The sequence below is a fragment of the Novosphingobium sp. ERN07 genome, assembly GCF_012641335.1.
Classification (GTDB): Bacteria; Pseudomonadota; Alphaproteobacteria; order Sphingomonadales; family Sphingomonadaceae; genus Novosphingobium.
Window position 1 is genome coordinate 90,662 of the sequence record NZ_JABAID010000005.1, and the last position, 25,489, is coordinate 116,150.

The following is a 25,489-nucleotide window of genomic DNA, read 5'->3' on the forward strand; positions in this document are numbered from 1 at the left end:
TCGGTAAAATCCCTTATATCATAAGGTTAATGCCCCAATGTGGGACTCACGATCTGGCAGGCAGCCCTGCCGCGCGCAACGCAGCGTGCGCCTCGGCAATCGAGTGTGTGCCGAAGTGGAAGATCGAAGCGGCCAGCACGGCGCTCGCGTGCCCTTTGGTCACACCTTCCACCAGATGATCGAGCGAGCCGACGCCGCCGCTGGCGATGACCGGAACCGGCACCGCATCGGCAATTGCGCGGGTCAGTTCAAGGTCATAGCCCTTTTGCGTGCCGTCGCCGTCCATAGATGTGACCAGCAGTTCGCCCGCGCCCAACGTGGCAAGGTTCACCGCATGGGCCAGCGCATCAATGCCGGTAGCCTTGCGCCCGCCGTGGGTGAAAATCTCCCACTTTCCGTGAGCCACCCGCCGCGCGTCGACCGAGCCAACCACGCACTGCGCGCCGAACTTCTCGGCGATGTCGCGCACCAGTTCGGGCCGGGCGACGGCGGCGGAATTGACCGCCACCTTGTCGGCCCCTGCAAGCAGCAGCGCGCGAGCGTCTTCCACCGCCCGAACCCCGCCGCCAACGGTTAGCGGCATGAAGCAGACCTCGGCGGTGCGCGCGACGACATCGAGCAACGTGCCGCGCCCTTCGTGGCTGGCGGAGATATCAAGGAAGCACAGTTCGTCCGCACCGGCCTTGTCATAGGCGCGGGCCTGCTCTACCGGATCGCCCGCATCGCGCAGGTCGACAAAGTTCACGCCTTTGACCACGCGGCCATCGCGAACATCAAGGCAGGGGATGACGCGGACGCGAACGGTCATATCAGGCCTCGGCCATCGCAATCGCGGCTTTGAGATCAAGCCGCCCTTCGAACAGCGCGCGCCCGGTAATCACGCCTTCGATCCCGTCATCCTCGTGAATCTTGAGCATCCGAATATCGTCGATGCCCTTCACCCCGCCGCTGGCGATCACCGGAATCTCCACACGCCGCGCCAGTTCGACCGTGGCATCAAGGTTCACGCCTTTCAGCAGACCATCACGGCCAATGTCGGTGAAAAGCAGGCTGGCAACGCCCGCATCCTCGAACCGGCGTGCCAGATCGACGACTTCGACGTCCGACACATCGGCCCAGCCCTGCGTGGCCACCATGCCATCGCGCGCGTCCACCGCCACGACGATGCCGCCGGGAAACTCCTTCGCCATGTCCTTCACGAACTGCGGGTCTTTCAGGGCTGCGGTGCCCATAACCACCCGCGAAACGCCAAGGTCGAACCAGCCCGAAACCGCCTCGCGCGTGCGGATGCCGCCGCCAAGCTGGACATGGCCGGGGAAGCTCTTGAGAATGCCTTCCACCGCCTCGCGGTTCTCGGCACGGCCTGCGAACGAGCCGTCGAGATCGACGACATGAAGGTATTGCGAACCAGCCTCGGCAAACAGGCTCGCCTGATGGGCGGGATTGTCGCCATATACGGTAGCGCGATCCATATCGCCCTCAGCGAGGCGGACGACCTGGCCAGCTTTCAGGTCAATGGCGGGAAAGACGATCATGGCCAGCGCGCCTAGCAGCGGATCAGGCCGAACGGAAGACTTCCTTGGGCATATGCGTGATCCGGCAAGCAAGATCCGCCTCTCCCGATGCGACGATGAAGCGATCATCAAGTTCGGCAATGCCGGTGGTGAACACCACATCGCGTAGATAGAGCAGATCTTCCAGCGGGCGAGTGAGTTCGGCGTTCGGCTCCAGAAGCGGGGTGTGGCTGCCTGCGATGACTTTCCACGGCTGGTCTGGATCGAGCAGCGACCAGTACGTTCGGTAGATTCCCACGATCTCCTTCGGCTCCACGCCGTGCCACAGCGAGAGCCACCCCCGCTGCCCGTCCATTTCTGTCAAGATCGGCGGCGTACCCCCGCCCATGCGCGCGGTGGCGGCGGTGCCGGAATGGGGGCGGATGCCCGGCTGGATATCTGGCCGCCAGTGCAGCGCGTCGGGCGACCTGGCAAGGTTGATCGACGGCCCAGACCGCCATTCGCTGCCGGGCGGATAGGCAAAGTAAAGATCGCCCAGAGGCCGCGTCTGCGCCCAATGTTCGCCTTGAACAAGGCCTTCGAAAATCAGCATGTCCTTGTTCTGATGATCCAGCACCAACCCTTCGAACGTCCAGTCCAGCCCATCGCATGAGGAATAGAGCGTCGTCGAATGGCGCTCGGGGCTCACCGAACAGGTGGTCATCAGGTAGGCCCCCTCTCCCATGCGCGAGATGCGGGCATCCTCGATGCCGTAGGCCTGATAGGAACCCTGCGGCGCGATGATCTTGTCATAGTGCGTATCAACGAGTTCCAACCCATCGGGCGACATTTCGACCGGGAGCAGCCACGATAGCGAGGTGAGCGCCATTACCTTCCACCCTCCGCCGCCATTGCTGCCTGATCCCAGCATGAACTTGCGCGGGTCCGATGTGTCGGCAAGCTCTAGCGGCCAACCATCCAGCACATATCCTCCATCATGCCAGCGGATCGCGTGGACCTTGCCCTCGCGGATCGGGTGCCGCAGCGCCTCGGCCACCCGCACCATCAGCAGCAAGTTGCCGTTCGGCAACACGGTCATCCCCGGATTGAAGGCGCCGAGCACATAGGTTTCCGCGCCGAAGTGCCCGCGCAAAGGCGAGCGTTCGAGGTCCACCATGAAAGGGGAGAATACCAGGCGATCAAACGGAAACTGGGTCATGCGGGAAAAGGCTCCTTCTCAGGAAGGAAGGCCCCGCAAGGCTATCGGGTTCCCTCAGGCTACCCCGTCAGGGCTTCCATTCAAGGAAGCGCGACAGCAGCGAAAGCCCATAGGCCTGGCTCTTTTCCGGGTGGAACTGCACGCCAAGGATATTGTCGCGCGCAACTGCCGCCACGATGCCGCCGCCGTGATCGCTCATCGCTGCGATGTGCGCGCCTTCTTCCGGCACAAAATGGTAGGAGTGGAGGAAATAGGCCTCGCCCGCTTCCAGCAGTTCCGCGCCGCCAGCATGGCGCATCGGGGCGACATCGTTCCAGCCCATATGCGGAACTTTGATGCTGGGGTCCGCAGGTTCGATCACGCGCACTTCGCCGCCGATCCAGCCAAGGCCCTGGGTCACGCCATGCTCCACGCCGCGATCGGCAAGTAATTGCATTCCCACGCAAATGCCAAGGAACGGCGCGCCGCCGACAAGGACGCGCTCCTCCATCGCCTCGACCAATCCTGAAACGCACCTAAGTGCACCTACGCAGGCCTTGAAGGCACCAACGCCCGGCAGAACGATGCGATCCGCCGCCCGAACCACGTTTGGATCGGCAGTGACGACCACGCCCTGCGCGCCTGCCGCTTTCAGCGCATTTTCGACCGAGCGGAGATTGCCCGCGCCGTAATCTACGAGCGCGAGAGTCTCAGCCACCGAGGATGCCCTTGGTCGAGGGAACCGCATCAGCCTTGCGCGGATCAATGGCGATAGCCTGCCGCATGGCGCGGGCAAAACCTTTGTAGATGCCTTCGATGATGTGGTGGTTGTTCGACCCGTAGAGGCTTTCGATGTGCAGCGTGATCCCAGCGGCCTGCGAAATCGAGGCGAACCAGTGTTCGAACAGTTCAGTGTCCATCTCGCCCAAGCGGGGTTGCGTGAAAGCGGCCTTCCAAATCAGCACCGGGCGGCCCGAAATGTCGAGCGCGACGCGGCTCAGCGCTTCGTCCATCGGCGAATAGGTGTGGCCGTAGCGGGTTATGCCCTTCTTATCGCCCAGCGCCTGCGAAATCGCCTGTCCCAGCGCGATGGCGCTGTCTTCGGTCGTGTGGTGCTGATCGACGTGCAGATCGCCCTTCACGCGGCATTCCACATCGATCAGCGAATGGCGGCTGAACTGTTCGATCATGTGATCGAGGAAGCCGATACCGGTTTCCACCTTGTAGGTGCCGGTGCCATCAAGGTTCACCGACACGGCAATGTCGGTTTCCTCGGTCTTTCGCGTGATCGATCCGGTGCGCATGGAAAGCGCCTATACGCCCCTCTTCTTGAGAATCAATCACTGTGCCTACTTGACCCGCGCGCGCCTCAAGGCCAGTTGTGGCGGCATGACCGATGCACCTGACAGCCTGATCCCCTACGACGAAATCGTGCAGGAAGCGCTGCGCGCCGTGGTTGGCCGGGTCTTGGGCCAGGTCGTATCATCGGGCGGCGCACTGCCCGGCACGCACCATTTCTACATCACGTTCAAGACCGGCGCCCCCGGCGTGGATATTCCGCAGCGCCTGCGCGAACGTTTCCCTGACGAGATGACCATCGTCCTCCAGAACAAGTTCTGGGATCTGAAAGTGGATGACGACCATTTCAGCGTCGGCCTTTCATTCAACCAGATCCCGTCCACACTGGTGATTCCGTTCTCTGCCATCACCGCCTTCGTCGATCCAGCGGTAGATTTCGGCCTGCAATTTCAGGCGGTGGTCGATGACGAGGCCGAACCGGTCGAGCCGGCTGAAAACGATTCGCCGGAACAAGCCGACAAGGCCGCCGTTGAACGCAGCGATGACGGGTCGAATGTCGTCACCGTGGATTTCGGGAAAAAGAAGTAAGGGGCTTTTCGGCCCGTTGACAGAAGGTCTGGGCATGACGAAAAGTGGCAAGAAGGTTATCGCGGTGGCACAGAAAGCCGCCAACAAGGTGCCTGCCCCTAGCCCCAACCCGATGACGAACCTGATTCTTGCCGACATCGCCCTGCGCGCCGGTGGCGCACTTTTGCGGCGTGGGGTTGAAAAGGGCCTTGTTGGAACCGCGCTCGGAGCGAACAAGGCCGGAAAGATCATCAAAGGCCGCACAATGATGCAGACACTGGTCGGCACTGCGCTGGCCCGTGTGGCAACCCGTTCCGTTCCCGGCGCAATCGTGGTGGGCGGCGGGCTGGTGGCCAAATCGCTTTACGACCGCAAGCAAAAGCGCAAGGCCGAAGTGGTTGGCGCAGCCGCAGTCGAAGAACAGGCCGAACGCGGCAAGAAGGCTTGAACGCCGCTGGACGGACCGATACGCACTTGACCCACCGGGAACCGTTGCGCCACTAGCGGGCATGGCACCTGTATCTTCACCCAGCGAATCCGAAGGCGACGATACCCTGCACCGGCGGGGCTTGATGCTGATCCTGTCCTCGCCATCGGGCGCGGGCAAGACGACCATCGCCAAGAAACTGCTGGCGCTGGATGCCGAAATCAAGGCTTCGGTTTCGGTCACCACCCGCCCGATGCGCGAAGGCGAGGTTGACGGGAAGGACTACTGGTTCGTCGATCAGGCCGAGTTTGACCGCATGGTCGAAGCCAACGATTTCTACGAATGGGCCGTAGTCTTCGGCAATTGCTATGGCACGCCCAAGGGCCGCATTCGCGACCGGTTGAAAGCGGGCGGCGACGTGCTGTTCGACATCGACTGGCAGGGCACGCAACAGCTTTATCAAAAGGCACAGGCCGATGTGGTTCGCGTGTTCATCCTGCCGCCCAGTCTTGAAGAACTGCACCGCCGCCTGACCGGGCGCGGCACCGACAGCCCCGAAGTGATCGCCGCACGCATGTCGCGCGCGCAGGCCGAAATCAGCCATTGGGACGGCTACGATTACGTGGTCATCAACGACGAGGTTGAGGGCTGCTATGAAAAGGTCCGCGAAATTCTGGCGGCAGAGCGTATGAAGCGCACCCGGCAGACCGGGCTGATCGATTTCGTGCGCGGACTGATGCGAGGGTAATCAAGGCAACCACCACCTCGCAAATCACTCTTCCACCTGCGACATTTCAGAGTGGCCGCATTTAGACACACCACCCTAGTTCTCCCCTGATCTTGCCGGAGCACGCCCGAGCGGCCCGCAAATTGCCTTGTGGAGAGGGTTTATGATCGAGATGGAATGGAACCGGGAAGCCGATGTGGTCGTGCTCGGTTCTGGCGGCGCGGCAATGACGGCGGCGATTACCGCGCATGATTTTGGCGCGAAAGATGTCGTGATCCTTGAACGCAACGGCATGGTTGGCGGCACCACCGCAATGTCGGGCGGGATGCTGTGGATTCCGAACAACCACCACCAGCGCGAAGCCGGGATCGAGGACAGCGACGAAGATATCGTCACTTACCTCGATTCGCTGGCACCGGGGATGCTTGATCCCGAAACGCTGTGGGCGTTCATGCAAAATGGCCCAGAAATGCTTCGCTATCTGGCCGAGAAAACGCCGGTGCGGCTCTGTGCCTTTGCTGATTTCCCTGATTATCAGCCCTATTCGCCCGGCGCGAAGCCGGATGGCGGACGCTCGCTCGACAACGAAGCGTTTTCGTTCGAACGGTTGGGCAAGTGGGCTACGCGCGTCAATCCCAGCAAGATGGCCTACCCTTTGCGCGGCAGTCTGATGGAAGCCATCCGGGGATCGATGGACGAAGAGACGCTGGCCGAGCGCGAGCGTGGCGATTATCGCGGGCTGGGTCAGGCGCTGGCCGGATCGCTGTTCCTTGCGGTGATCGAACGCGGCATCCCCGTGGAGTTCGAAAAGCGCGCGCGCAAGCTGGTGAAGGACGGTGACCGCATCGTTGGCGTGATTGCCGAAGACGCCAATGGCAAGCCTTATACGGTGCGCGCACGGCGCGGCGTGGTGATCGCCACCGGCGGGTTCGAATGGAACGAAACGCTGGTGAAGACTTTCGTGCGCGGCCCCCTCACCGGCCCTGTCAGCGTGCCTGAAAACGAAGGCGATGGCCTGCTGATGGCGATTGAGGCCGGGGCGCAGCTTGGCAACATGCAGAACGCCTTCTGGATGCAGAGCGTGCTGGAGTTCGAACCGCAGCACCGTTCGGCCAAGCCGAACTACCTGCTGGGATCGGACGAACGCGCGCGGCCCGGTGCGATCCTCGTCAACCGTTCGGGCAAGCGTTTTGTCAATGAAGCGGCGAATTACAACGCGCTGGGCAAGTCGCTCCACGCCTTCGATGCAGGCACGCATTCTTACGCCAACCTACCCTACTGGCTGATCATTGATCAGCGCTATCGCAACAAGTATCACACATTCAAAACGCCTGCTGGCGGGCCGGTGCCTTCATTCATGATGCAGGCCGATACGCTTGAGGAACTGGCGGCAAAGGCCGGGATCGATCCGGCAGGCCTGACCGCAACCGTTGAACGCTTCAACCAGATGGTGCGGAACGGCCATGACGACGATTTCAACCGTGGCGACAACACTTACGACAATTTCTACATGTGGGGCGACATGGACTTCGATCCGCCGCACCGCACGCTGGGCGTGATCGACCAAGGGCCGTTCTTTGCGGTCAAGATGGAAGCGGGCGCGCTGGGCACAGCAGGTGGGCCGAAGACCAACGCCGATGCGCAAGTGGTGGACTGGAACGGCAATCCCATCCCCGGCCTTTACGCAGCAGGCAACGCAATGGCGGCGGTTCTGGGCGACCTTTATGGCGGTGCGGGCGGCACATTGGGGCCGGGTATGACCTTCGGCTATATCGCCGGGCGTCATCTGGCGGAGCATCTGCCTAACGTTTGAGTGTCACCAGCAACCTGTGCCCCCGCGAAGGCAGGGGCACTTGGGTTCAAGTGCGATCAATGCCCCGAAGGATCTATCGCTGTATCGGGAATCCAGCCATTGACGATGCCACCGTCGATCGGCAGCGGCGTGCCCACCACGTAATCGCCCGCACGACTGGCAAGGAAGATCGCGCCGCCAGCCATATCCTCGATCGTGCCGACGCGCTTCGAAGGAATGCCCTTGGCCGAGGCTTCAGGGTTCTTTGCCGCCGCCTTGTTCATTTCAGACGGGAATGCGCCGGGGCAGATGCAACTGGCGACGATCTGGTCCTTGATCAGCCGCGCGGCCATCCGCTTTGTCAGGTGGATAAGCGCCGATTTCGACGCCTGATAGCTGTAGGTTTCCCAAGGGTTGAGACGCAGGCCATCGACCGAGGCGATGTTGATCACCTTAGCGGGCTGTTCCTTGCTGGCGGCAGCCTTGAGCAAGCCGTGCAGCTTTTGCGTGAGGAAGAACGGGGTCTTTACGTTGAGGTCCATGACCTTGTCCCAGCCAACTTCGGGGAAATCCTCAAAATCAGCGCCCCATGCGGCCCCTGCATTGTTGACGAGGATGTCGATCTTCTGCTCACGCGCAGCAAGATCGGCAGCAAGCTGTTCGATGCCTGCAACGTTCGAAATGTCACCGGCAATAGCGATGCACTTCTCGCCAAGGCGAGCGGCGGTTTCTTCAACCACGGCGGCCTTGCGCGCAGTGATGTAAACACGCGCGCAACCGGCGGCGATAAAGCCTTCGGCGATCATCTCGCCAATCCCGCGTGAGCCGCCGGTAACGACCGCAACGCGGCCTTCGAGACTGAAGAGTTTGCTGAAGTCCATCGGTGTTCTCCCCTACCCCCTCCTCTTCAGAGGAGGGGCGTGAGACTTGGGCCGCACAGCGGCCCTTAGTCGCAACGGGGTGGTGCTTTTGCACGCCACCACCCCCCGGCCCCCTCCTCTGAAGAGGAGGGGGAGGTTATTCAATAGCCGCTGAGCTGGGCCACGCGCTCGGCATGGTAATATTGGTCGCCCATGAATTCGGACAGCGAACGGTCGCGCTTCATGTAGAGGCCGATGTCGAACTCGTCGGTCATGCCCACGCCGCCGTGCATCTGCACACCTTCGCGCACCGCAAGGTTGCAGGCCTTGGCGGCCTTGGCCTTGGCGACCGAGACCATCAGGTCCGCACGTTCCGAACCGCCATCCAGCAGTTGCTGCGCCTTGATAACGGCAGCTTCGGCGATTTCGAGTTCGGAATAGAGGTGTGCGGCGCGGTGCTGGAGAGCCTGAAACTCTCCAATGAGTTGGCCGAACTGCTTGCGCGTCTTGAGATAGGCGGTGGTGATATCGAATGCCCCCTGCCCGACGCCGGTTAGTTCTGCTGCGGCACCGATACGCCCGGCGTTGATGACCTTGTTCAGCAGTGTGCGCCCGCCGTCGACATCTCCGATCACGCAATCGCCATCGAGTTCCACGCCATCGAACGTGACGTTGCTGGCCATCGCGCTGTCGACCAAGCGCAGATTTTCGTACACCACGCCCGCCGCATCCTTTGGCACGGCGAACAGCGTGATGCCGTCTGCATCATCGTCACTGCCCGACGTGCGCGCAGCGACGATGATCGCGTCCGCCGAGGCACCTTGGACGACGAAGGCCTTGCGACCTTGCAGACGGAAGCCGTTGCCCGCGCGTTCAGCCTTGCAGGCGATGCGTTCGGGGCGATGCTTTGGGCCTTCGTCAACCGCGACAGCCAGCACGCTGTCACCCGCGATCACGCCGGGGAGCCAGCGCCCGCGCAGATCGTCTGACGCGCCCGCCAGCGCGGTCACGCCCATAACCGAAGTGGTCAGGAACGGCGACGGGGTGAGGTTGCGCCCAATCTCGCGCAGCACGATCCCAGCTTCGACATGGCCCATCGCAAGGCCGCCATCCGCCTCGCTGGCCAGCATTCCGGTGAGGCCCATCTCCGCAAACTGCTTCCACAGGGCATGGCCGAAGCCATCCTGACAATTCATGTCGCGGAAGTGGCGCAACTGCTGCTTGATCGCGCCTTCATCAGCCATGAAGCCGGTGACGGTATCGGCCAGCATGGCCTGATCTTCGGTATGGTAAAGCGGCATCGATCAGGCTCCCGGCAGGTCGAGAATGCGTTTGGAAATGACGTTGAGCATGACCTCGCTGGAGCCGCCCTCGATCGAGTTGGCCTTTGTGCGCAGCCACGATCGCGAAGGCGTGCCGCCGCTGGTGCGCTCGCTGTCCCATTCCAGCGCGGTGGCCCCGCCTGCGGCCATCAGCAGTTCGTGGCGGCGCTTGTTGAGTTCGGTCCCGGCATATTTCATCATGTTCGGCTGCGCGGGGTGCGCCTTGCCGACCTTCACCTCATCAAGGAACTTTTCGCCCATGCAGGCATAGGCCAGCGCATCGACGTCGAACTGAGCCAGTTCTGCGCGCAGGATCGGGTCTTCGAGGCCATTTCGGGCAACTACTGCGCCGATGGCGTTGAGCCGATCGCCACCGCCTGCGCCGGAAATCATCTCGCGTTCGTGCCCTAGGAGATACTTGGCCACATCCCAGCCCCGGTTCAGATCGCCCACGATCTGGTTCTTGGGTACCTTCACATTGTCGAAGAAGGTTTCGCAGAAGGGCGAATTGCCGCTGATCAGCTTGATCGGCTTGGTCGAAACACCCGGCGTCGTCATGTCGAACAGCAGGAAGCTGATGCCCTGATACTTGTTCGTCTTGTCGGTGCGGACGAGGCAGAAGATCCAGTCGGCCTTGTCGGCATAGGATGTCCAGATCTTCTGGCCATTTATCACCCAGTGATCGCCCTTGTCCTCGCCAAAGGTCTGGAGCGAAACGAGGTCCGACCCCGAACCAGGTTCGGAATAGCCCTGACACCAGCGGATTTCGCCGCGTGCGATCTGGTTCAGATAATGCACCTTCTGCTCTTCGGTGCCGAACTTGAGCAGCGCCGGGCCAAGCATCCAGATGCCGAAGCTGGAGAGCGGCGGGCGCGCGCCGATGCGGGCGCATTCCTCGCGCCAGACTTTCGCCTCTGCCGGAGACATGCCGGCCCCGCCATAGGGCTTGGGCCAATCGGGCACAGTGTAGCCCTTGGCCGCGCAGCGCTCCATCCACGTCTTCTGCGCTTCGCTCTTGAACTGGAAATCCCGCCCACCCCAGCAGACATCGCCCTCATCCCGAACGGGTTCGCGCATTTCGGCGGGGCAGTTTGCTTCGAGCCACGCGCGGATTTCCGCACGGAAGGCATCAAGGTCTGACATGGCTGTGCTCCTCTCTTAATCGAAAGGTTAAGGCGAGTCGCACGCCTCTGGCAAGCGCGGATTTTCGCCGCTTCGAACGGGTTCCGGGGCAAACGCTGCTTGCCGTAGCGTCAACCGCACGAGCATTGACGGCAGGTCTTTCCCGCCTAAGCTGACGTAAACGTAAAACGACAAAAAATGCTGGAGAGACGGATGCGATTCAACGGGAAGACGGTCGTCGTGACCGGCGCAGCTTCGGGAATCGGGCGGGCAACAGCCGTCGCTTTTGCGGGCGAAGGAGCCACCGTCTATGCCGCCGACATCGACGAATCGGGGCTGACCGAAACTGTCGGCGCATCCAACGGCAAGGTTCTGACCGCGTTGTGCGATGTGACCCGATGCGAGGATATCAAAGCGCTGATGGATCGCGCTGCTGCCGAAACCGGCGGCATCGACTGCGTGTTCAACAATGCCGGCGCGGGGGGTGATCGCGCCCCCATCGACGAAATCGAGCCGGAAGGCTGGGACCTCACGATGGACCTGCTGCTGCGCTCGGTCGCGTTCGGCATACGGTATGCCGTGTCGCACATGATCGGGCGCAAGGGAGCATCGTTCGTCAACACATCCAGCGTAGCGGCGGTGGGGCCGGGCTATTCGCCCACCGCCTATGCGGTGGCCAAGGCGGGCGTTTTGCACCTGACGAAAGTGGCGGCGGCTGATTTGGCAAAGCACCAGATCAGGGTCAATGCGGTGCAGCCGGGCTTCATCAACACCAACATTTTCACCCGCTCGCTAGACATGCCCGCCGATCTGGAAGTGCAGGCGAAGGGCGCGATTGCCGCCATGTCTGCCAGCGCACAGCCTGTGGCGCGCGGGGGGCAGGCCGACGATATTGCGCAGGCGGTGCTGTTTCTGGCCAGCGAGGCGGCAGGCTTCGTCAACGGCACGTCGCTGCTGGTGGATGGCGGCATCACCATCGGCCCACGGCATAGCTGGGATCCTGCAATGCCCGGCCTGTTCGACGCCCTGCAACAGATGGCAGAGGCTGCGAAACAGGCATGATTCCCGTATCGGGAAAAGTCCCCACCCGCCTTGCCCTGTTCAACGGCCTCGGCAGCGTTGCCTATGGTGTGAAAGACAATGGCTTCGCCACGTTCCTGCTGCTGTTCTACAATCAGGTGCTGGGCATGGACGCCCGATTGGTCAGCTTTGCCTTGCTGATCGCACTGGTGTTCGATGGGCTGATCGATCCCGTGGTCGGCCATTTCAGCGACCGCACCCGCACTGGCTGGGGGCGCAGGCTACCGTTTCTCTATTTCGCTCCCATTCCGCTTGCGCTGGCATGGGCGTTCCTGTGGTCGCCCATTGGTGAGCCAAGCTTTGCCATGCTGCTGGTATCGGCCATCCTAGTGCGCGCGCTGGTGGCGATGTGCGAAGTGCCATCGGCTGCGCTCATCCCCGAAATCACCCGCGATTATGACGAGCGCACCCGACTGACACGCTTCCGCTTCCTGTTTTCGTGGGGCGGTGGCTTGCTCATGCTTCTGCTCGCCTATGGCGTGTTCCTGCCCGATGCGATGTTGGCGCGCGAAGGCTATCGCAACTTCGGTTTGTTTGGCGCAGCGCTGATGGCGCTGTGCGTGCTGGTATCTGCCATCGGCCAGCACCGCTGGGTCAGAGGCTGGCCACCAGAGCGGGTGGCGGATGGCAAAAGCACGTTCGCATCGCTCGGCGAGATTCGGGAAAGCTTTTCGCATCCCGCCTGCCTGATCGTGATGGGCGGAATTGCGGCGGCGCTGACCGCGCAGGGCATCACTTTTGCGCTGTCGAACTACCTCTATCTCTACGTCTGGAAATTCACCGCGACCGCTTTGCAGGTCTTCCCGCTCCTCCTGTTCGGCAGCGTAGTGGGCGCATCCCTATTGGTGGGCCGTGCACAGAAGCGCTGGGGCAAAGTGGGCACCGTGGTACGCATGGCGCCTTTGGGCATGGTGTTCTGGGCTGGGCCTCTGCTGTTGCGCTGGCAAGGGGTGTGGCCAGCCGATGGCTCCACCGCGTCCATCGCGGGCATGTTTGCCTGCACATTTCTGTCCAACACTTTCACTGTCAGCGGAACGATGACGCTATGGTCGATGGTTGCCGATGTGGTGGAGGCGTCAGAGGAACAGACGGGGCGCAGGTCAGAAGGCACGCTTTCGGCAGGGGCGTTTCTGGCCAGTAAGTGCGCAGGCGGGCTGGGTGTGTTCATCACCGGCTTGCTGCTGAGCTTCGCCGGACTGGAAGCCAACACGCCACCCGATCAGGTCTTGCCCGAAGTCACCTACCGGCTGAGCCTCGCCTATGTGGCGAGCATCGCCATTCTGGCATTCCTGACCGCGTTTATCGTCCGTCGCTTCCCGATAGATCGGGCGGCGCACGAAGCGCGGCTGGCGCGGCTGGATCAGGTGGCGAAGGCCGATCCCGATGCTGCGGGCCTGCATCCATGACCCTTTGGCGTGATCCAGATCAAGGACCCACCTTAATCAGTCAATTAATTCCCTCTTGAATTCATCCCCTGCCCGTTGAACACTGCCGGGCAACCAAGGAGAGGCTCATGGATTTCGAACCGACCGACCGCCAGAAATACTGGCGGGACCGCGTGCGCCAGTTCATCGAGGATAACGTTCGTCCGCGTTACAAGGACTACAAGGCGGAGCAGGCCACCGGTGATCGCTGGAAGGTTCTGCAGGTCGTCGAACAGGAAAAAGCCCGCGCCAAGGCGGCTGGCATCTGGAACCTGTTCATGCCGCCGCGCAACGATGGCCACCACCATGTGGAAGAAAGCTTCGAGTTCGAAGGGCCGGGCCTGACCAATCTGGAATACGCCCTCTGCGCCGAAGAAATGGGCCGCATCGGCTGGTCCAGCGAAGTGTTCAACTGTTCCGCACCCGATACCGGCAACATGGAAGTGTTCCACCGCTACGGCTCGCTGGAACAGAAGGAACAGTGGCTGCGCCCGCTGATGAACGGCGAAATCCGCTCTGCCTTCTTGATGACCGAACCGCAGGTAGCCTCGTCGGACGCGACGAACATCGAAACGTCGATCCGTCGTGAAGGCGATGAATATGTGATCAACGGGCGTAAGTGGTGGTCATCTGGCCTTGGCGATCCGCGCTGCAAGATCGCCATCGTGATGGGCAAGAGCGATTTCGAAGCGAAACGCCACCAGCAGCAGTCGATGGTGCTGATGCCGCTTGATTCGCCGGGCGTGGAAATCATCCGCCATCTGCCGGTCTTCGGTTATGACGATGCGCCGCACGGCCACATGGAAGTGGTGATGAACAACGTGCGCGTGCCCGCCTCCAGCATCCTGCTGGGCGAAGGGCGCGGGTTTGAAATCGCGCAGGGCCGCCTTGGGCCGGGCCGCATCCACCATTGTATGCGCACCATCGGCGTGGCCGAAGAAGCCATCGCCAAGATGGCGAAGCGGCTGCAATCGCGCGTGGCCTTTGGCAAGCGCGTGTCCGAACAGTCGGTGTGGGAATGGCGCATCGCGCAGGCCCGCATCGATATCGACATGACACGTTTGCTCTGCCTGAAAGCGGCGGACATGATGGACAAGGTGGGCAACAAGGCTGCCGCGCTGGAAATCGCGATGATCAAGGTGCAGGCCCCGCGCATGGCACTGCGGATCATCGACGATGCCATTCAGGCCCACGGCGGTGGTGGCGTTTCCGAGGATTACGGCCTTGCCGAAGCCTATGCCCACCAGCGCACGCTGCGCCTGGCAGACGGCCCGGACGAAGTGCACGCCCGCGCCATCGCCCGCATCGAATTTGCGCGCCATTCCGATCTGCCGGGCGGTGAGCGCGGATTCAGCTCCGGTGATCTGGGTGTGGCGCGTTAACTGCTAAGACCACCTTGCGCCCCCGCGAAAGCGGGGGCCTCGGTGTTGTTACGGAACATCTGCATAAACCGACTGAGGCCCCCGCCTGCGCGGGGGTGCAGCAAACTGTAGGAACGCTGTCCCATGAAAGCCGCAGTCCTCATTGAACCCGGCAAGCCGCTGGAAATCCAGAACCTTTCCGTGGCCAAGCCCGGCCCGCATGAAGTGCTGATCCGCACCGCAGCTTGCGGGCTGTGCCATTCGGACCTGCACTTCATCGATGGTGCATACCCGCACCCCCTGCCCGCTGTACCGGGGCACGAAGCGGCGGGAATCGTCGAAGCGGTGGGTTCCGAAGTGCGCACGGTGAAAGTGGGCGATGCCGTGGTCACCTGCCTTTCGGCGTTTTGTGGACATTGCGAATTCTGCGTGACGGGGCGCATGTCGCTATGCCTAGGCGGCGATACGCGACGCGGGCCGGGCGAGGCTCCACGCCTGACGCGCAAGGATGATGGCGCGGTGGTCAACCAGATGCTGAACCTTTCGGCGTTTGCTGAACAGATGCTGGTCCACGAACATGCCTGCGTGGCAATCGATCCCGAAATGCCGCTGGATCGCGCGGCAGTGATCGGCTGTGCAGTTACGACGGGTGCGGGCACAGTGTTCAACGCCTGCAAGGTCACGCCCGGCGAAACGGTGGCCGTGGTGGGCTGCGGCGGCGTGGGTCTGGCGACGGTCAATGCTGCCAAGATCGCGGGCGCGGGCCGGATCATCGCGGTCGATCCCGTGCCTGAAAAGCGGGCGCTCGCCATGAAGCTCGGCGCGACTGACGCCATCGACGCCGGGCCTGATGCGGCGGCGCAAATTCTGGAAATGACCAAGGGCGGCGTCCATCACGCCATCGAGGCCGTGGGTCGTCCCGCTTCGGGTGACCTTGCCGTTGCCGCACTGCGCCGGGGTGGCACGGCCACGATCCTCGGCATGATGCCCCTCACCCACAAAGTCGGCCTTTCGGCGATGGACTTGCTTTCGGACAAGAAGCTGCAAGGCGCGATCATGGGCCGCAACCACTTTCCGGTGGACCTGCCGCGCCTCGTCGATTTCTATTTGCGGGGGCAACTCGATCTCGACACCATCATTGCGGAACGCATCCCGCTTTCGGGCATCAACGACGGGTTCGAAAAGATGAAGCAGGGCCATTCCGCCCGCTCGGTGATCGTGTTCGACCAATGACCGGCGCGACGATGGACGCACAGACAGCCTTTTCCGGCACGGTGACGCCCGAAGGGGCCGACAAGCTGGACGAGGCAGCGCTGACCAGATGGTTCGTGGAAAACGTCGAAGGCTTTCAAGGGCCTTTGGCGGTTTCCAAGTTCAAGGGCGGGCAATCGAACCCGACCTACAAGATCGACAGTCCATCAGGCCCCTATGTCTTGCGGCGCAAACCGTTCGGCAAGCTGCTACCATCGGCGCACGCGGTGGATCGCGAGTATCGGGTGCAGGCAGGGCTTTCGGGCACCGGCTTTCCCGTCGCGCGGCAGTATGGCCTGTGTACCGATGATAGCGTGGTTGGATCGTGGTTCTATGTCATGGGCTGCGTCGACGGGCGGACGATCTGGGACGGCTCGATGCCGGGAGCAACACCGGCGTTCCGCCATGCGACGTATGACGCGATGGTCGATACACTGGCGGCGCTGCATTCGGTCGATATCGAAGCGGCGGGGCTGTCCGATTTCGGCAAGCCGGGAAACTATTTCGGACGGCAGGTAGACCGCTGGACCAAGCAATACCGGCTTTCGGAAACCGAAACGATGCCTGAAATGGAGCGGCTGATCGAATGGCTGCCTGCCACCCTGCCCGAACAGACCCGGACCAGCGTGGTTCACGGCGATTACCGCATCGACAATATGATCTTCCACCCCACAGAGGCGCGTGTTGTGGCGGTGCTGGACTGGGAGCTTTCGACGCTGGGCGATCCGCTGGCAGACTTCACCTATTTCTGCACGGCGTGGGTTCAGGACAACGGCGGGCGTTCGGGCGTGCAGGATCTGGATCGCAAGGCGCTGGGAATTCCCGAACTGGACGCGGTCGTGGCGCGCTATTGCGACAAGACCGGGCGTGATGGCCTGCCTGATCTCGACTGGTACATCGCCTATAACTTCTTCCGTCTGGCCGGGATCATTCAGGGCATCAAGAAGCGGGTGATCGATGGCACTGCTTCCAGCGCACACGCCAAGGCCATGTCGGAGCGCGTGCGCCCGCTGGCGGAACTGGCGATGCACTTTGCGGTGAAGGCCGGGGCCTGGTAGTTCGGCGGGATGAGTGCAACGCGCAGGCTGAAAGTCTATTTCGATGGCGGATGCCGCCCCAATCCGGGGCGGATCGAAGTGGCTGCCGTACTGCGCGGCGTGGCGCACCTGCGGGACGATCTGGGCCACGGCACCAATGGCGATGCCGAATGGCTGGCGCTGATCCATGCGCTGGAATGCGCGATGGCGAGCGGTGCCGCGGCTTTCGATCTGATCGGGGATAGCCAATCCGTGATCGAGCAGGCCAATGGGCGCATCAAGGCCCGTTCAGCGGCGGATAAGACGCACTTAGCGCGGTTTCAGTCGCTTTCAGAAGGCAGCACAACGGTGCGGGTGCGCTGGATCAAGCGGGAGCAGAACCTTGCCGGGATCGCGCTGAACGTGCGGCATCCCAGATAGTGGCGCATTGCCCGCCCGCGATGGGCAGGCAATGCGCCATGCTTAGGCTGCTTCGGCTTTGCGCTCTGCCCGTTCCTGATTGAGCGCTTCGGCCATCAGGAACGCCAGTTCGATAGACTGCGCCGCGTTCAAACGCGGATCGCAGTGCGTGTGGTAACGATCGGCAAGGCCTTCCTGCGTGATCGCTACGGCACCGCCGGTGCATTCGGTCACGTCGCGACCTGTCATCTCGATATGGATGCCGCCCGCGTGCGTGCCTTCGGCGCGGTGGACGGCGAAGAAACCCTTCACCTCGGTCAGGATGCGGTCGAACGGGCGCGTCTTGTAGCCGTTGTCCGCCTTGATCACGTTGCCATGCATCGGATCGCAGGACCAGACGACCGGGTGCCCTTCGCGCTTTACCGCGCGGACCAGCGGCGCAAGGCCCGCTTCCACCTTGTCATGGCCAAAGCGGCTGATCAGGGTCATGCGGCCCGGTTCGCGCGCCGGGTTCAGCGTATCGAGCATCCTGAGCAGCGCATCCGCCGTCAGCGACGGGCCGCACTTCATGCCGATGGGGTTCTGCACGCCACGCAAGTATTCGACATGCGCCGACCCTTCGAAGCGGGTGCGATCACCGATCCAGAGCATGTGAGCGCTGGTATCGTACCAATCACCGGTCAACGAATCCTGCCGGGTCATCGCTTCTTCGTATTGCAGAAGCAGCGCTTCGTGGCTGGTGTAGAAGCTGGTGCCCTGAAGCTGCGGAACCGAACTGGGATCGACGCCGCACGCTTCCATGAAGTCGAGCGATTCGCCGATCTTGTCGGCCATTTCGGCAAACTTGGCTGCCCACGGGCTTTTGCCGATATGGTCCAGCGTCCACTGATGGACCTGACGCAGGTTGGCATAGCCACCGGTCGAGAACGCGCGCAGCAGGTTCAGCGTCGCCGCAGCTTGGCTGTAGGCGCGAAGCATCCGTTCGGGATCGGGGATGCGCGATTCCGGGGTGAAATCGATGCCGTTGATGTTGTCGCCAAGGTAGCTGGGGAGTTCAACGCCACCGATGGTTTCCACCGGCGACGAACGCGGCTTGGCGAACTGCCCGGCCATGCGCCCGACCTTAACCACCGGCTGCTTGCTGGCGAAGGTCAGAACGACCGCCATCTGCAGCAGCACGCGGAACGTGTCGCGGATGTTGTTGGGGTGAAATTCGGCAAAGCTTTCAGCACAATCGCCGCCCTGCAACAGGAAGCCCTTGCCCGCAGCGACCTGAGCCAGATCGGCCTTCAGTGCGCGCGCCTCGCCCGCAAAGACCAGCGGCGGAAAGCTCGTCAGGGTCTGCTCGACCTCGTTCAGCTTTTCAGCGTTCGGATAGATCGGCAGATGCCGTCCCTCATATCCACGCCACGAATCCGCAGTCCAGTTCTGTGCCACTTGCTATTCCTTTCAAGGCGGTGGCCTTTACGCGCGACAGGCAAGAAATGCAAAGGAAGCCTTGCGTTCACAGCAATCGACAGAAGCGAACAGGCGTAGGGGCTTTCCCTTAGCCGGCCGGTCGCCATCTCTTGGTGGATCGGCGGTTAACCGTGCAGGCTAACCAACAGGCTGCCGACCGACCCATCATGCCCGCCTTCTCCCGCCTGATTGCCAGTCTGGCAAAGTGCCGCGCGGGCAACATCCTGCCTCTGTCGGCACTAGCGATCTTTGCAGTCGCTGCGCTGATCGGTGGAGCGGTGGACATCAGCCGGGGCTGGCGGGTGCAGACGCGACTACAATCCGCCTGCGATGCGGGCGTTCTGGCCGGTCGCCGCGCCGTAACGTCGAACGGCCTCGACGACACAGCGCGAGCACAGGCCGAAAACTATTTCTACGCCAACTTCGACGAGGCGCGGCAAGGTTCGAGCGACACCACCTTCACCGCCACATCGGCAGACCGGGGCAGCACGATCAACGCGGTCGCCACTACGGCCCTGCCCCCCATCATGATGCAGTTGTTCGGCTTTACCGGCTTTGAACTGCGATCCACGTGCACCGCTTCGATGGAAGTCGGCAACAGCGACATAATGATGGTGCTCGACACCACCGGGTCGATGGACTTTACCTTGGCGGGCACGACGCAGACCCGAATACAGGCGCTGCGAACATCCATGAAGAACTTCTACGATACCGTTGCCGCCGCCGCATCGGGCACCAACGCCCGCATCCGTTATGGTTTCGTCCCTTACAGCTCGACCGTTAATGTCGGCCGCCTGATCTATAACAAAAGCCCGAACTATCTGGTCGACAGCTGGACCGTGCAGTCCCGTCTGGCGATCCGCTGGGCAAATGGCAGTTTCCGCCGCTGGGAATATCGCCCCCTGACGTTCGATGTCAGCCGGTACAAGACATTCGCAGCCGTCAGCACCAATACCGGTACGAACGGGGCAGCCGTATCATCGACCTGGGCAGGCTGCATCGAAGAGCGGTCCACCGTGTCGGAAGATGCCTTCACCTGGTCAGCCCTCAATGGCTTCGATCCCGATGGCGCGCACGATCTCGACATCGACGCGGCGCCCGATGGCACGAACGCCATGAAATGGGCGCCGATGTGGCCTGAAGTCGCCTATATCCGTACGACAACCGATTGGTGGGGCAATGTCTACATGAACAGTGCCATACCATCGTCCACGGGACAGCAGGCATTCTCCGCCTGCCCAAGCGCGGCGCGATTGCTCGGCGAGATGGATCGCACAGCCTATTTCGCCTATGCCGACGCGCTGATCCCGGTCGGGGCGACGTACCACGATATCGGCATGGTGTGGGGGGCACGGCTGCTCTCGCCCGATGGCATCTGGTCCGACAACGTTCTGGAACGGCCCACCAACGGCGGCGAAGTCGCGCGGCACATGATCTTCATGACCGATGGCGAAATGTCACCGTCATTCTCCTCCCAATCGGCATGGGGCATAGAATACCACGACCGCCGCGTGACCGATGATGGCTACACGAACGACGGCAGTCGCCACAACTCGCGCTTTCTCGCGCTGTGTGAGGCGGTGAAAGCCAAAGGCATCAGGGTCTGGGTCATCGCTTTTGCCGCAAGCATGACCACCGAACTGGAAACCTGCGCCTCCACCGACAGCTCGTTCACCGCCGAAAATGCCAGCGAGCTGGAGGAATCCTTCCAATCCATCGCCCAGCAGGTTGGCGAATTGCGCGTGGTGCAATGATGGTCCGCCAGTTGCGACAGAACGTGGAAGGCGCAACGATCGTCGAGTTTGCGATCGTCCTGCCGCTGTTCATGGTTTTCCTCGTCGGCATTCTGGACATCGGCCAGATGGTCTATGGCAAGTCCGTGCTGACGGGCGCAGTCCATCGCGCCGCACGCGCCTCGGCCAACGAAACCCGCAACGTGACCCAGGCCGATGCCAGCGTTCTCAACGCGATCCGCCCCATCCTGCCCGGCGTGACCATCGAGAGCAGCCGCACCAGCTACTACGATTTTTCCGATATCGGCCGGCCCGAAAAGTGGAACGACGCAAACGGCAATTCCATTTGCGACAACAACGAAGTCTACACCGACGAAAACCGCAGCGGTGAGTGGGACGAAGACGTCGGCAAGCAGGGCAGCGCAGGCGATGCCAACGATGTCGTGGTCTATAAGGTAACGGCCAGCTTCGAACCGCTGTTCAAGGTGCCGTTCCTTCCGGCGCGATGGGCCGACCGGACGCTTTCGGCAACTGCCGTGGTGAAGAACCAGCCCTTCGGCAACCAGACGGACTACGGATCGACCGCAGGAAGCTGCCCATGAGAAGTAAATTGCACTTCGCCCGCACGCTTCTGCGCGACACCGATGCTGTCTCGGTGATCGAATTCGCGCTGGTGCTGCCACTGTTCATGACGCTGGGCATGTATGGCGCGGAAATCGCCTGGCTGAACGCCGCCGCGCTGGAAGTCAGTCAGGTGGCAGTGTCGATGGCCGACAACGCATCGCGCATCGGCCAGACGGACAACAGCGGCGTGACCCCCACCGTCAGCAGTTCCGACGTGGAATCCGTGCTCAACGGCGCGCTTGAGGAAGGCGGAACCATTAACCTTGATGAAAATGGCCGGGTCATCCTGTCAAGTCTTGAAGGCCATCCGGTGACCGGCAAGCAATACGTTCACTGGCAACAGTGCAAGGGCAAGGGCAAACAGCAGTCAAAACACGGTAAGCCTGACACCACCGGCGGATTGCTGACGTCCATTGCCAACGGCCTGTCGCTCGGCGGCAAGACCATCAAGGCACCATCGGGCGGCGCGGTCATGGTCGCCGAAGTGTGGTATGAATACAAAGGCCTGTTCGGCACCCTGTTCGTCGACAAGATCGTCCTGCATGAAGAGGCTGCGGTCATCGCGCGCGACGACCGCAGCCTCGGCAATGGCATGACCGGTAACGACAAGAAGAACCAGTGCTAAGCAAGCTTCAGGGCTTCTTCTCTGGCACCACTTCCAATCGCCAGCTCTGGTCCTTCACCAGATAGCGCTGGGCGAGCAACTGCATCCGTTCGGGCGTTGTCTGGCTGTAATCATTGAGGATCGTGCGAATCGCGGCGATCTTGCGTGGATCGTTTGCGGCACCTTCCAGCTGGAACATGTAGAAACCGTTGCCGGTGCTGGCCCGCGTGATCAATTGCTTGAGCGGTTCAGTTACGCGGCCAATCTCGTCCGCCGTGGGCGGAGTGGTCGCCAGATCGGCAGCGATCTTGTCTGCCGCGGCAAAGAACGTGTCGAAATCCCCGGGACGCAACTGCACCATTGCGGAGATGTAACCGCCCGATGGCAGATCCAGCGGCCAGCTGGACCCGACCTGCGGCGCATAGCTTGCGCCCACCTTCTCGCGCATTGCATCGAACAGGCGGTTGTTGAATATCTGCGCAAGGATTTCGAGCTGGCGGCTTTCACGCACGCCCTGCTGCCCGCCACCGGTGGGCCATGCGACGACGGCGGCGGCCTGAGACGGGTCGCCACGATGCGTCAGAACCAGCGGCTCTTCATTGTGCGCAGGGATGTTGGGTGCCAGAGCGGGCTGTTCGACAGCAGGACGGGCAGGCAGAGCGCCGAAGGTCTTTTCCAGCGCAAAAATCGCTTGGTCCCGATTGAAATCGCCGAACATGTCGATTTCAATCGGTCCTTGCGCCAACAAAGGCTCCCACGCCGCGCGGAAGCCTTCGGGCGTCACCTTCTCAAGCTCTGCCGGATTGGGCGTGGCATAGCGCGGATCACCATCGCGCATCAACCAGTTAAGATCGCGGTTGAGCACGGCCATCGGCGCAGAATTGAAGCTTTCATACTGCAGCTTCGCCGCCGCCTTCGCGCGCAGCACGGGGTTTGCATCCCAGCGCGGCGTGGCGAGCTTTGCGGCCATCAGATAGAGCTGATCGGCAAGATCGGCGGGGCGCGTGTCGGCTGAAAGGACGAACGCGGTGTCGTCGATATTGAAATCGAGGCTCAGTTTGCGGCCCGTGGCCAAGCGGTCAAGATCGTCACGGCCCAAGGCACCGATACCACTGTCCATCAGCGCCATCTGTCCGATGGGACCATAGACCGCGTTCTGCGGACTGATCGCAGAATAGCCGCCACCGAAGCGCGCCTTAAGGATGATGCGTCCGGGCTCGGCATCGTTGGGCCAGAGCAGAACCTTCACACCATTGGACAGTTCTATCTGTTCGATGCCCAGCAGGCCAATGGGTCGTGCTGTGGCCACGGTGCCGGGCGTACCGACCGGCGGAAGATCTTCGAACTTGAGCGAATTGGCGGCGACGCGGCTGCCGGATGCGGCCTCGACCGGCGCAGTGAGCGCGGTGCGCAGCGCGGCCTCGTCCGCCTCGCCCGTCTTGGGCGTGATCATCATTGGGCGAACAACCGTGCCCTGAAACAGCGCGCGCGTACTTTTCAGAACGGCATCTGGCTTGAACAGCGGGGTTGAGCTTTTGAAAATCTGATAGACGGTATCTGGATTCGCCACGGTCTCGCGAATGTCCACGGCGTTGACGATGTCGTCTGCAGCCTTTGACCCGGCAAGGGTCGACTGCGTTTCCACAGCCACCTTGAATGCCACTTCGAACTCGGCCACCTCACGGTCGATCTCTTCCTGCGAAGGCGGTGTGGCCAATGCATCGGCGATCACCGCACGCACATCAGTGACGGCGCTTTTCCAGTCTTCGCCCAGCGGGGTGACCGTTACGATGGTGGCATCGGCAGAGCGCGAAAGCTCCTGCTTCATCTCGTCCACCGAGGCGGCAAGGTAGCTGCCCCCTGCCCGCGCGCGGCCTTCAAGGCGGCGGTTGATCAGCGCCAGCGCCAGCCGGTCCAACATCAGTGCCTGATTGTAGGCGATGGTATCGTTCACCTTTTTCCAGGGCCGCAGCACGGCCCAGTTCACGATGCGCGGCAGATCGGGTTCGACCATGACTTTGGCTTCGCCCACGGGGTTGGCCGGGTCGATCCCGACAGGGGCGACGGGCTTGCCGAAATCGGGCTGCGGAGACTTCTTGCCCGCAACCTTCCAACCGCCGAACCACTGTTCGATACGCGCAACGAGCGTGGCCGGATCGGCATCGCCCGCCACCACAATCACGGTATTGTCCGGGCGATACCACTTGTCGTGGAAGGCCTTAACCTTTGCACCATTTGCCGCCTCAAGCGTAGGCACGGTGCCGATGGGATTGCGCGCGGCCAGCAACTGCCCCTTGAAAAACAGGTTCCGCGTTTCATCCAGCACGCGCGACTGCGCACTGGTGCGTTCGCGCATTTCGGCCAGCACGATCGGCACTTCGGTCTTCACGCCGTGATCGGTAAAGATCGGCGCGGTGATCATGCCCGACAGCAGCCGGAACGTTTCGTCCAGCTTGGCAGGATCGGCTTGCGGAATGTCCAGCTTGTAAACAGTTTGCGTGGGGCTGGTTTCAGCGTTGGTATCACTACCGAATGTGGCACCAAGGCGCTGCCAAGTGGGGATCGTTTCCCCTTCCTTCAGATACTTCGATTCACGGAAGGTCAGGTGTTCGAGAAGGTGTGCATACCCGCGCTGGTCTTCGGTCTCATACATCGACCCTGCATCCACCAGCACGCGGATCGAAACCTGTTCGGGCGGCACGCCATTGTGGCGCACGGCATAGCGCAGGCCATTGGGCAGAACGCCAAAGGTCCACGCCTTGTCCTGCGGCACGTCGGAACCCTGATAGAGCCAGGGGATCGATGCCTTGGCCGCAGCGGCGGCAGGCGCCTTGGCGGGCGTCTGGGCGACGACAGGAGCCGTGGAAACCAGCAGGAGGGAAAGAACGAGGCCTATGCGCCGGGCGCGCGTGTTTTTCGATCGCATCGCCCGACTATAGGAAGCATGTGGATGAAGGACCAGTGAATAGACCTGTTATTGCGGCGCTGCGGCAGCAGCGGCTTTTGCGGCTTCTTCAGCCGCCTCTGCCGCAGCCTCACTCGCCGCCGAGGTGGCATCGGCCTGTGCCGCACGCATGGCTTCCACTTCTGCCGCACTCTTGAAGTCTACTAGCTCAACCTGGAAGACGAGATCGGAATTGGCAGGGATCGGCCCGGATTCCTGCGCCCCGTAACCAAGTGCGGACGGCACGCAAAAGCGCCAGATGCTGCCCTTGGCCATCATCTGCAGGCCTTCGGAAAAGCCAGGGATCACGCCCTCTACGGGGAATGCCGATTGCATGTTCTGATCGAACACTTCGCCATTTGCGGCAAGGTAGCCGATGTAGTTGACCAGCACGTAATCCGCCTTGGCAGGCTTGGCCCCTTCTGCCGGTTTAAGCTGCGATGCCCCTAACCCACTGGCTTTGGCCGCACTGCAAACCCGCTCGGTCGCCGGAACGATGGGGTTCAACGGCAGGGGAATGACTTTCGATGAAGGTGCCGCAGGCTGGGCGGCAGGCTTCGCCGGAGCGGCCAGTACAGAGGTAGCGGCAACAAGCAGTGCAGCAGGGGCGATAAAGCGCAGGGCGCGACAAGTGGGGTTCATCGCCCTGCCATAGCGGGCTGCCATTGCAAGCGCCATGCGTCCATCGTCCAGCACAGCGGAAAATTCGTCTGCAAGGCCTTCGTGCGCAGCCACTATCCGCTTGATCCACTTGACCGCCTGCGCGG

At 62.1% G+C, this 25,489-nt stretch carries 24 protein-coding genes; 13 read left to right on the forward strand and 11 right to left on the reverse strand.

Annotated elements, in window-relative coordinates; genetic code table 11:
• Window positions 1-46: 46 nt before the first annotated feature.
• The 5 genes from hisF to hisB form a co-directional block, all read right to left on the reverse strand.
• A complete protein-coding gene (gene hisF, locus HGI47_RS09175) occupies window positions 47-808 on the reverse strand; it encodes an imidazole glycerol phosphate synthase subunit HisF (RefSeq protein WP_168852442.1) in 762 nt (253 codons plus the stop codon).
• 1 nt (window position 809) lies between these two features.
• The gene (gene hisA, locus HGI47_RS09180) at window positions 810-1,535 is read right to left on the reverse strand and encodes a 1-(5-phosphoribosyl)-5-[(5-phosphoribosylamino)methylideneamino]imidazole-4-carboxamide isomerase (protein ID WP_168852443.1); all 726 of its coding nucleotides are present in this window, start codon (window positions 1,533-1,535) and stop codon (window positions 810-812) included.
• A gap of 22 nt (window positions 1,536-1,557) precedes the next feature.
• A complete protein-coding gene (locus tag HGI47_RS09185) occupies window positions 1,558-2,712 on the reverse strand; it encodes a glycosidase (protein WP_168852444.1) in 1,155 nt (384 codons plus the stop codon).
• A gap of 67 nt (window positions 2,713-2,779) precedes the next feature.
• On the reverse strand, window positions 2,780-3,409 hold the full coding sequence (hisH, locus tag HGI47_RS09190) for an imidazole glycerol phosphate synthase subunit HisH (protein ID WP_370521673.1): 630 nt from the start codon (window positions 3,407-3,409) through the stop codon (window positions 2,780-2,782).
• Window positions 3,402-3,995 (reverse strand): imidazoleglycerol-phosphate dehydratase HisB, encoded by a 594-nt coding sequence (gene hisB, locus HGI47_RS09195; RefSeq protein WP_168852446.1) that lies wholly within the window; start codon window positions 3,993-3,995, stop codon window positions 3,402-3,404. The genes hisH and hisB overlap by 8 nt, the downstream gene beginning before the upstream one ends.
• Window positions 3,996-4,080: 85 nt before the next feature.
• Here hisB and HGI47_RS09200 point away from each other — a divergent pair, with 85 nt between their 5' ends.
• From HGI47_RS09200 to HGI47_RS09215, 4 genes are all read left to right on the forward strand, one after another.
• Window positions 4,081-4,578 (forward strand): SspB family protein, encoded by a 498-nt coding sequence (locus tag HGI47_RS09200; protein WP_168852447.1) that lies wholly within the window; start codon window positions 4,081-4,083, stop codon window positions 4,576-4,578.
• 16 nt (window positions 4,579-4,594) lie between these two features.
• A complete protein-coding gene (locus HGI47_RS09205; protein WP_240950103.1) occupies window positions 4,595-5,005 on the forward strand; it encodes a hypothetical protein in 411 nt (136 codons plus the stop codon).
• Window positions 5,006-5,066: 61 nt separating this feature from the next.
• Window positions 5,067-5,732 (forward strand): guanylate kinase, encoded by a 666-nt coding sequence (gene gmk / locus HGI47_RS09210; protein WP_168852448.1) that lies wholly within the window; start codon window positions 5,067-5,069, stop codon window positions 5,730-5,732.
• A gap of 142 nt (window positions 5,733-5,874) precedes the next feature.
• Entirely contained in the window at window positions 5,875-7,524 is a 1,650-nt protein-coding gene (locus HGI47_RS09215) for an FAD-dependent oxidoreductase (protein WP_168852449.1), read from the forward strand.
• A gap of 56 nt (window positions 7,525-7,580) precedes the next feature.
• Here the strand turns inward: HGI47_RS09215 and HGI47_RS09220 are convergent, their stop codons facing one another.
• From HGI47_RS09220 to HGI47_RS09230, 3 genes are all read right to left on the reverse strand, one after another.
• On the reverse strand, window positions 7,581-8,384 hold the full coding sequence (locus HGI47_RS09220; protein ID WP_168852450.1) for an SDR family oxidoreductase: 804 nt from the start codon (window positions 8,382-8,384) through the stop codon (window positions 7,581-7,583).
• Between the two features lie 140 nt (window positions 8,385-8,524).
• Window positions 8,525-9,664, reverse strand: coding sequence for an acyl-CoA dehydrogenase family protein (locus HGI47_RS09225; protein ID WP_168852451.1), 1,140 nt, complete (start codon window positions 9,662-9,664; stop codon window positions 8,525-8,527).
• Window positions 9,665-9,667: 3 nt separating this feature from the next.
• Window positions 9,668-10,828 (reverse strand): acyl-CoA dehydrogenase family protein, encoded by a 1,161-nt coding sequence (locus tag HGI47_RS09230; protein WP_168852452.1) that lies wholly within the window; start codon window positions 10,826-10,828, stop codon window positions 9,668-9,670.
• A gap of 192 nt (window positions 10,829-11,020) precedes the next feature.
• On the opposite strand from HGI47_RS09230, the gene HGI47_RS09235 reads away from it, so the two are divergent.
• The 6 genes from HGI47_RS09235 to HGI47_RS09260 all read left to right on the forward strand — a co-directional run bounded on the left by HGI47_RS09235 (window position 11,021) and on the right by HGI47_RS09260 (window position 17,380).
• Complete coding sequence (locus HGI47_RS09235) at window positions 11,021-11,869, forward strand: SDR family NAD(P)-dependent oxidoreductase (RefSeq protein WP_168852453.1); 849 nt, start codon at window positions 11,021-11,023, stop codon at window positions 11,867-11,869.
• The gene (locus HGI47_RS09240) at window positions 11,866-13,293 is read left to right on the forward strand and encodes an MFS transporter (RefSeq protein ID WP_168852454.1); all 1,428 of its coding nucleotides are present in this window, start codon (window positions 11,866-11,868) and stop codon (window positions 13,291-13,293) included. Before HGI47_RS09235 ends, HGI47_RS09240 begins: the two co-directional genes overlap by 4 nt.
• Before the next feature lie 107 nt (window positions 13,294-13,400).
• Entirely contained in the window at window positions 13,401-14,693 is a 1,293-nt protein-coding gene (locus tag HGI47_RS09245; protein ID WP_168852455.1) for an acyl-CoA dehydrogenase family protein, read from the forward strand.
• Window positions 14,694-14,816: 123 nt separating this feature from the next.
• Window positions 14,817-15,905, forward strand: coding sequence for a Zn-dependent alcohol dehydrogenase (locus tag HGI47_RS09250; RefSeq protein WP_168852456.1), 1,089 nt, complete (start codon window positions 14,817-14,819; stop codon window positions 15,903-15,905).
• Between the two features lie 11 nt (window positions 15,906-15,916).
• Window positions 15,917-16,981 (forward strand): phosphotransferase family protein, encoded by a 1,065-nt coding sequence (locus tag HGI47_RS09255; protein WP_240950104.1) that lies wholly within the window; start codon window positions 15,917-15,919, stop codon window positions 16,979-16,981.
• Window positions 16,982-16,990: 9 nt separating this feature from the next.
• A complete protein-coding gene (locus tag HGI47_RS09260) occupies window positions 16,991-17,380 on the forward strand; it encodes a ribonuclease HI (protein WP_168852458.1) in 390 nt (129 codons plus the stop codon).
• A 42-nt stretch (window positions 17,381-17,422) separates the two neighbouring features.
• Here the strand turns inward: HGI47_RS09260 and HGI47_RS09265 are convergent, their stop codons facing one another.
• The gene (locus HGI47_RS09265) at window positions 17,423-18,796 is read right to left on the reverse strand and encodes a class II 3-deoxy-7-phosphoheptulonate synthase (RefSeq protein ID WP_168852459.1); all 1,374 of its coding nucleotides are present in this window, start codon (window positions 18,794-18,796) and stop codon (window positions 17,423-17,425) included.
• 188 nt (window positions 18,797-18,984) lie between these two features.
• Between HGI47_RS09265 and HGI47_RS09270 the strand changes: the two genes are divergently transcribed.
• Genes HGI47_RS09270 through HGI47_RS09280 form a run of 3 tightly spaced genes read left to right on the forward strand, consistent with a single transcriptional unit; the run spans window position 18,985 to window position 21,799 of the window.
• A complete protein-coding gene (locus tag HGI47_RS09270) occupies window positions 18,985-20,571 on the forward strand; it encodes a TadE/TadG family type IV pilus assembly protein (protein WP_168852460.1) in 1,587 nt (528 codons plus the stop codon).
• Window positions 20,568-21,152, forward strand: coding sequence for a TadE/TadG family type IV pilus assembly protein (locus HGI47_RS09275; protein WP_168852461.1), 585 nt, complete (start codon window positions 20,568-20,570; stop codon window positions 21,150-21,152). Before HGI47_RS09270 ends, HGI47_RS09275 begins: the two co-directional genes overlap by 4 nt.
• On the forward strand, window positions 21,149-21,799 hold the full coding sequence (locus tag HGI47_RS09280; protein ID WP_168852462.1) for a TadE/TadG family type IV pilus assembly protein: 651 nt from the start codon (window positions 21,149-21,151) through the stop codon (window positions 21,797-21,799). Before HGI47_RS09275 ends, HGI47_RS09280 begins: the two co-directional genes overlap by 4 nt.
• 7 nt (window positions 21,800-21,806) lie before the next feature.
• Here the strand turns inward: HGI47_RS09280 and HGI47_RS09285 are convergent, their stop codons facing one another.
• Both HGI47_RS09285 and HGI47_RS09290 read right to left on the reverse strand, forming a co-directional pair.
• Window positions 21,807-24,704, reverse strand: coding sequence for a pitrilysin family protein (locus HGI47_RS09285; protein ID WP_168852463.1), 2,898 nt, complete (start codon window positions 24,702-24,704; stop codon window positions 21,807-21,809).
• A gap of 48 nt (window positions 24,705-24,752) precedes the next feature.
• The gene (locus HGI47_RS09290) at window positions 24,753-25,457 is read right to left on the reverse strand and encodes an FKBP-type peptidyl-prolyl cis-trans isomerase (RefSeq protein WP_370521674.1); all 705 of its coding nucleotides are present in this window, start codon (window positions 25,455-25,457) and stop codon (window positions 24,753-24,755) included.
• Window positions 25,458-25,489: the final 32 nt, after the last annotated feature.

Coding starts and splice junctions, on each gene's coding strand:
- hisF (WP_168852442.1), bottom strand. CDS start 808: ATGACCGTTCGCGTCCGCGTCATCCCCTGCCTTGATGTTCGCGATGGC.
- hisA (WP_168852443.1), bottom strand. CDS start 1,535: ATGATCGTCTTTCCCGCCATTGACCTGAAAGCTGGCCAGGTCGTCCGC.
- HGI47_RS09185 (WP_168852444.1), bottom strand. CDS start 2,712: ATGACCCAGTTTCCGTTTGATCGCCTGGTATTCTCCCCTTTCATGGTG.
- hisB (WP_168852446.1), bottom strand. CDS start 3,995: ATGCGCACCGGATCGATCACGCGAAAGACCGAGGAAACCGACATTGCC.
- HGI47_RS09200 (WP_168852447.1), top strand. CDS start 4,081: ATGACCGATGCACCTGACAGCCTGATCCCCTACGACGAAATCGTGCAG.
- gmk (WP_168852448.1), top strand. CDS start 5,067: ATGGCACCTGTATCTTCACCCAGCGAATCCGAAGGCGACGATACCCTG.
- HGI47_RS09215 (WP_168852449.1), top strand. CDS start 5,875: ATGATCGAGATGGAATGGAACCGGGAAGCCGATGTGGTCGTGCTCGGT.
- HGI47_RS09220 (WP_168852450.1), bottom strand. CDS start 8,384: ATGGACTTCAGCAAACTCTTCAGTCTCGAAGGCCGCGTTGCGGTCGTT.
- HGI47_RS09225 (WP_168852451.1), bottom strand. CDS start 9,664: ATGCCGCTTTACCATACCGAAGATCAGGCCATGCTGGCCGATACCGTC.
- HGI47_RS09230 (WP_168852452.1), bottom strand. CDS start 10,828: ATGTCAGACCTTGATGCCTTCCGTGCGGAAATCCGCGCGTGGCTCGAA.
- HGI47_RS09235 (WP_168852453.1), top strand. CDS start 11,021: ATGCGATTCAACGGGAAGACGGTCGTCGTGACCGGCGCAGCTTCGGGA.
- HGI47_RS09240 (WP_168852454.1), top strand. CDS start 11,866: ATGATTCCCGTATCGGGAAAAGTCCCCACCCGCCTTGCCCTGTTCAAC.
- HGI47_RS09245 (WP_168852455.1), top strand. CDS start 13,401: ATGGATTTCGAACCGACCGACCGCCAGAAATACTGGCGGGACCGCGTG.
- HGI47_RS09250 (WP_168852456.1), top strand. CDS start 14,817: ATGAAAGCCGCAGTCCTCATTGAACCCGGCAAGCCGCTGGAAATCCAG.
- HGI47_RS09255 (WP_240950104.1), top strand. CDS start 15,917: ATGGACGCACAGACAGCCTTTTCCGGCACGGTGACGCCCGAAGGGGCC.
- HGI47_RS09260 (WP_168852458.1), top strand. CDS start 16,991: ATGAGTGCAACGCGCAGGCTGAAAGTCTATTTCGATGGCGGATGCCGC.
- HGI47_RS09270 (WP_168852460.1), top strand. CDS start 18,985: ATGCCCGCCTTCTCCCGCCTGATTGCCAGTCTGGCAAAGTGCCGCGCG.
- HGI47_RS09275 (WP_168852461.1), top strand. CDS start 20,568: ATGATGGTCCGCCAGTTGCGACAGAACGTGGAAGGCGCAACGATCGTC.
- HGI47_RS09280 (WP_168852462.1), top strand. CDS start 21,149: ATGAGAAGTAAATTGCACTTCGCCCGCACGCTTCTGCGCGACACCGAT.
- HGI47_RS09285 (WP_168852463.1), bottom strand. CDS start 24,704: ATGCGATCGAAAAACACGCGCGCCCGGCGCATAGGCCTCGTTCTTTCC.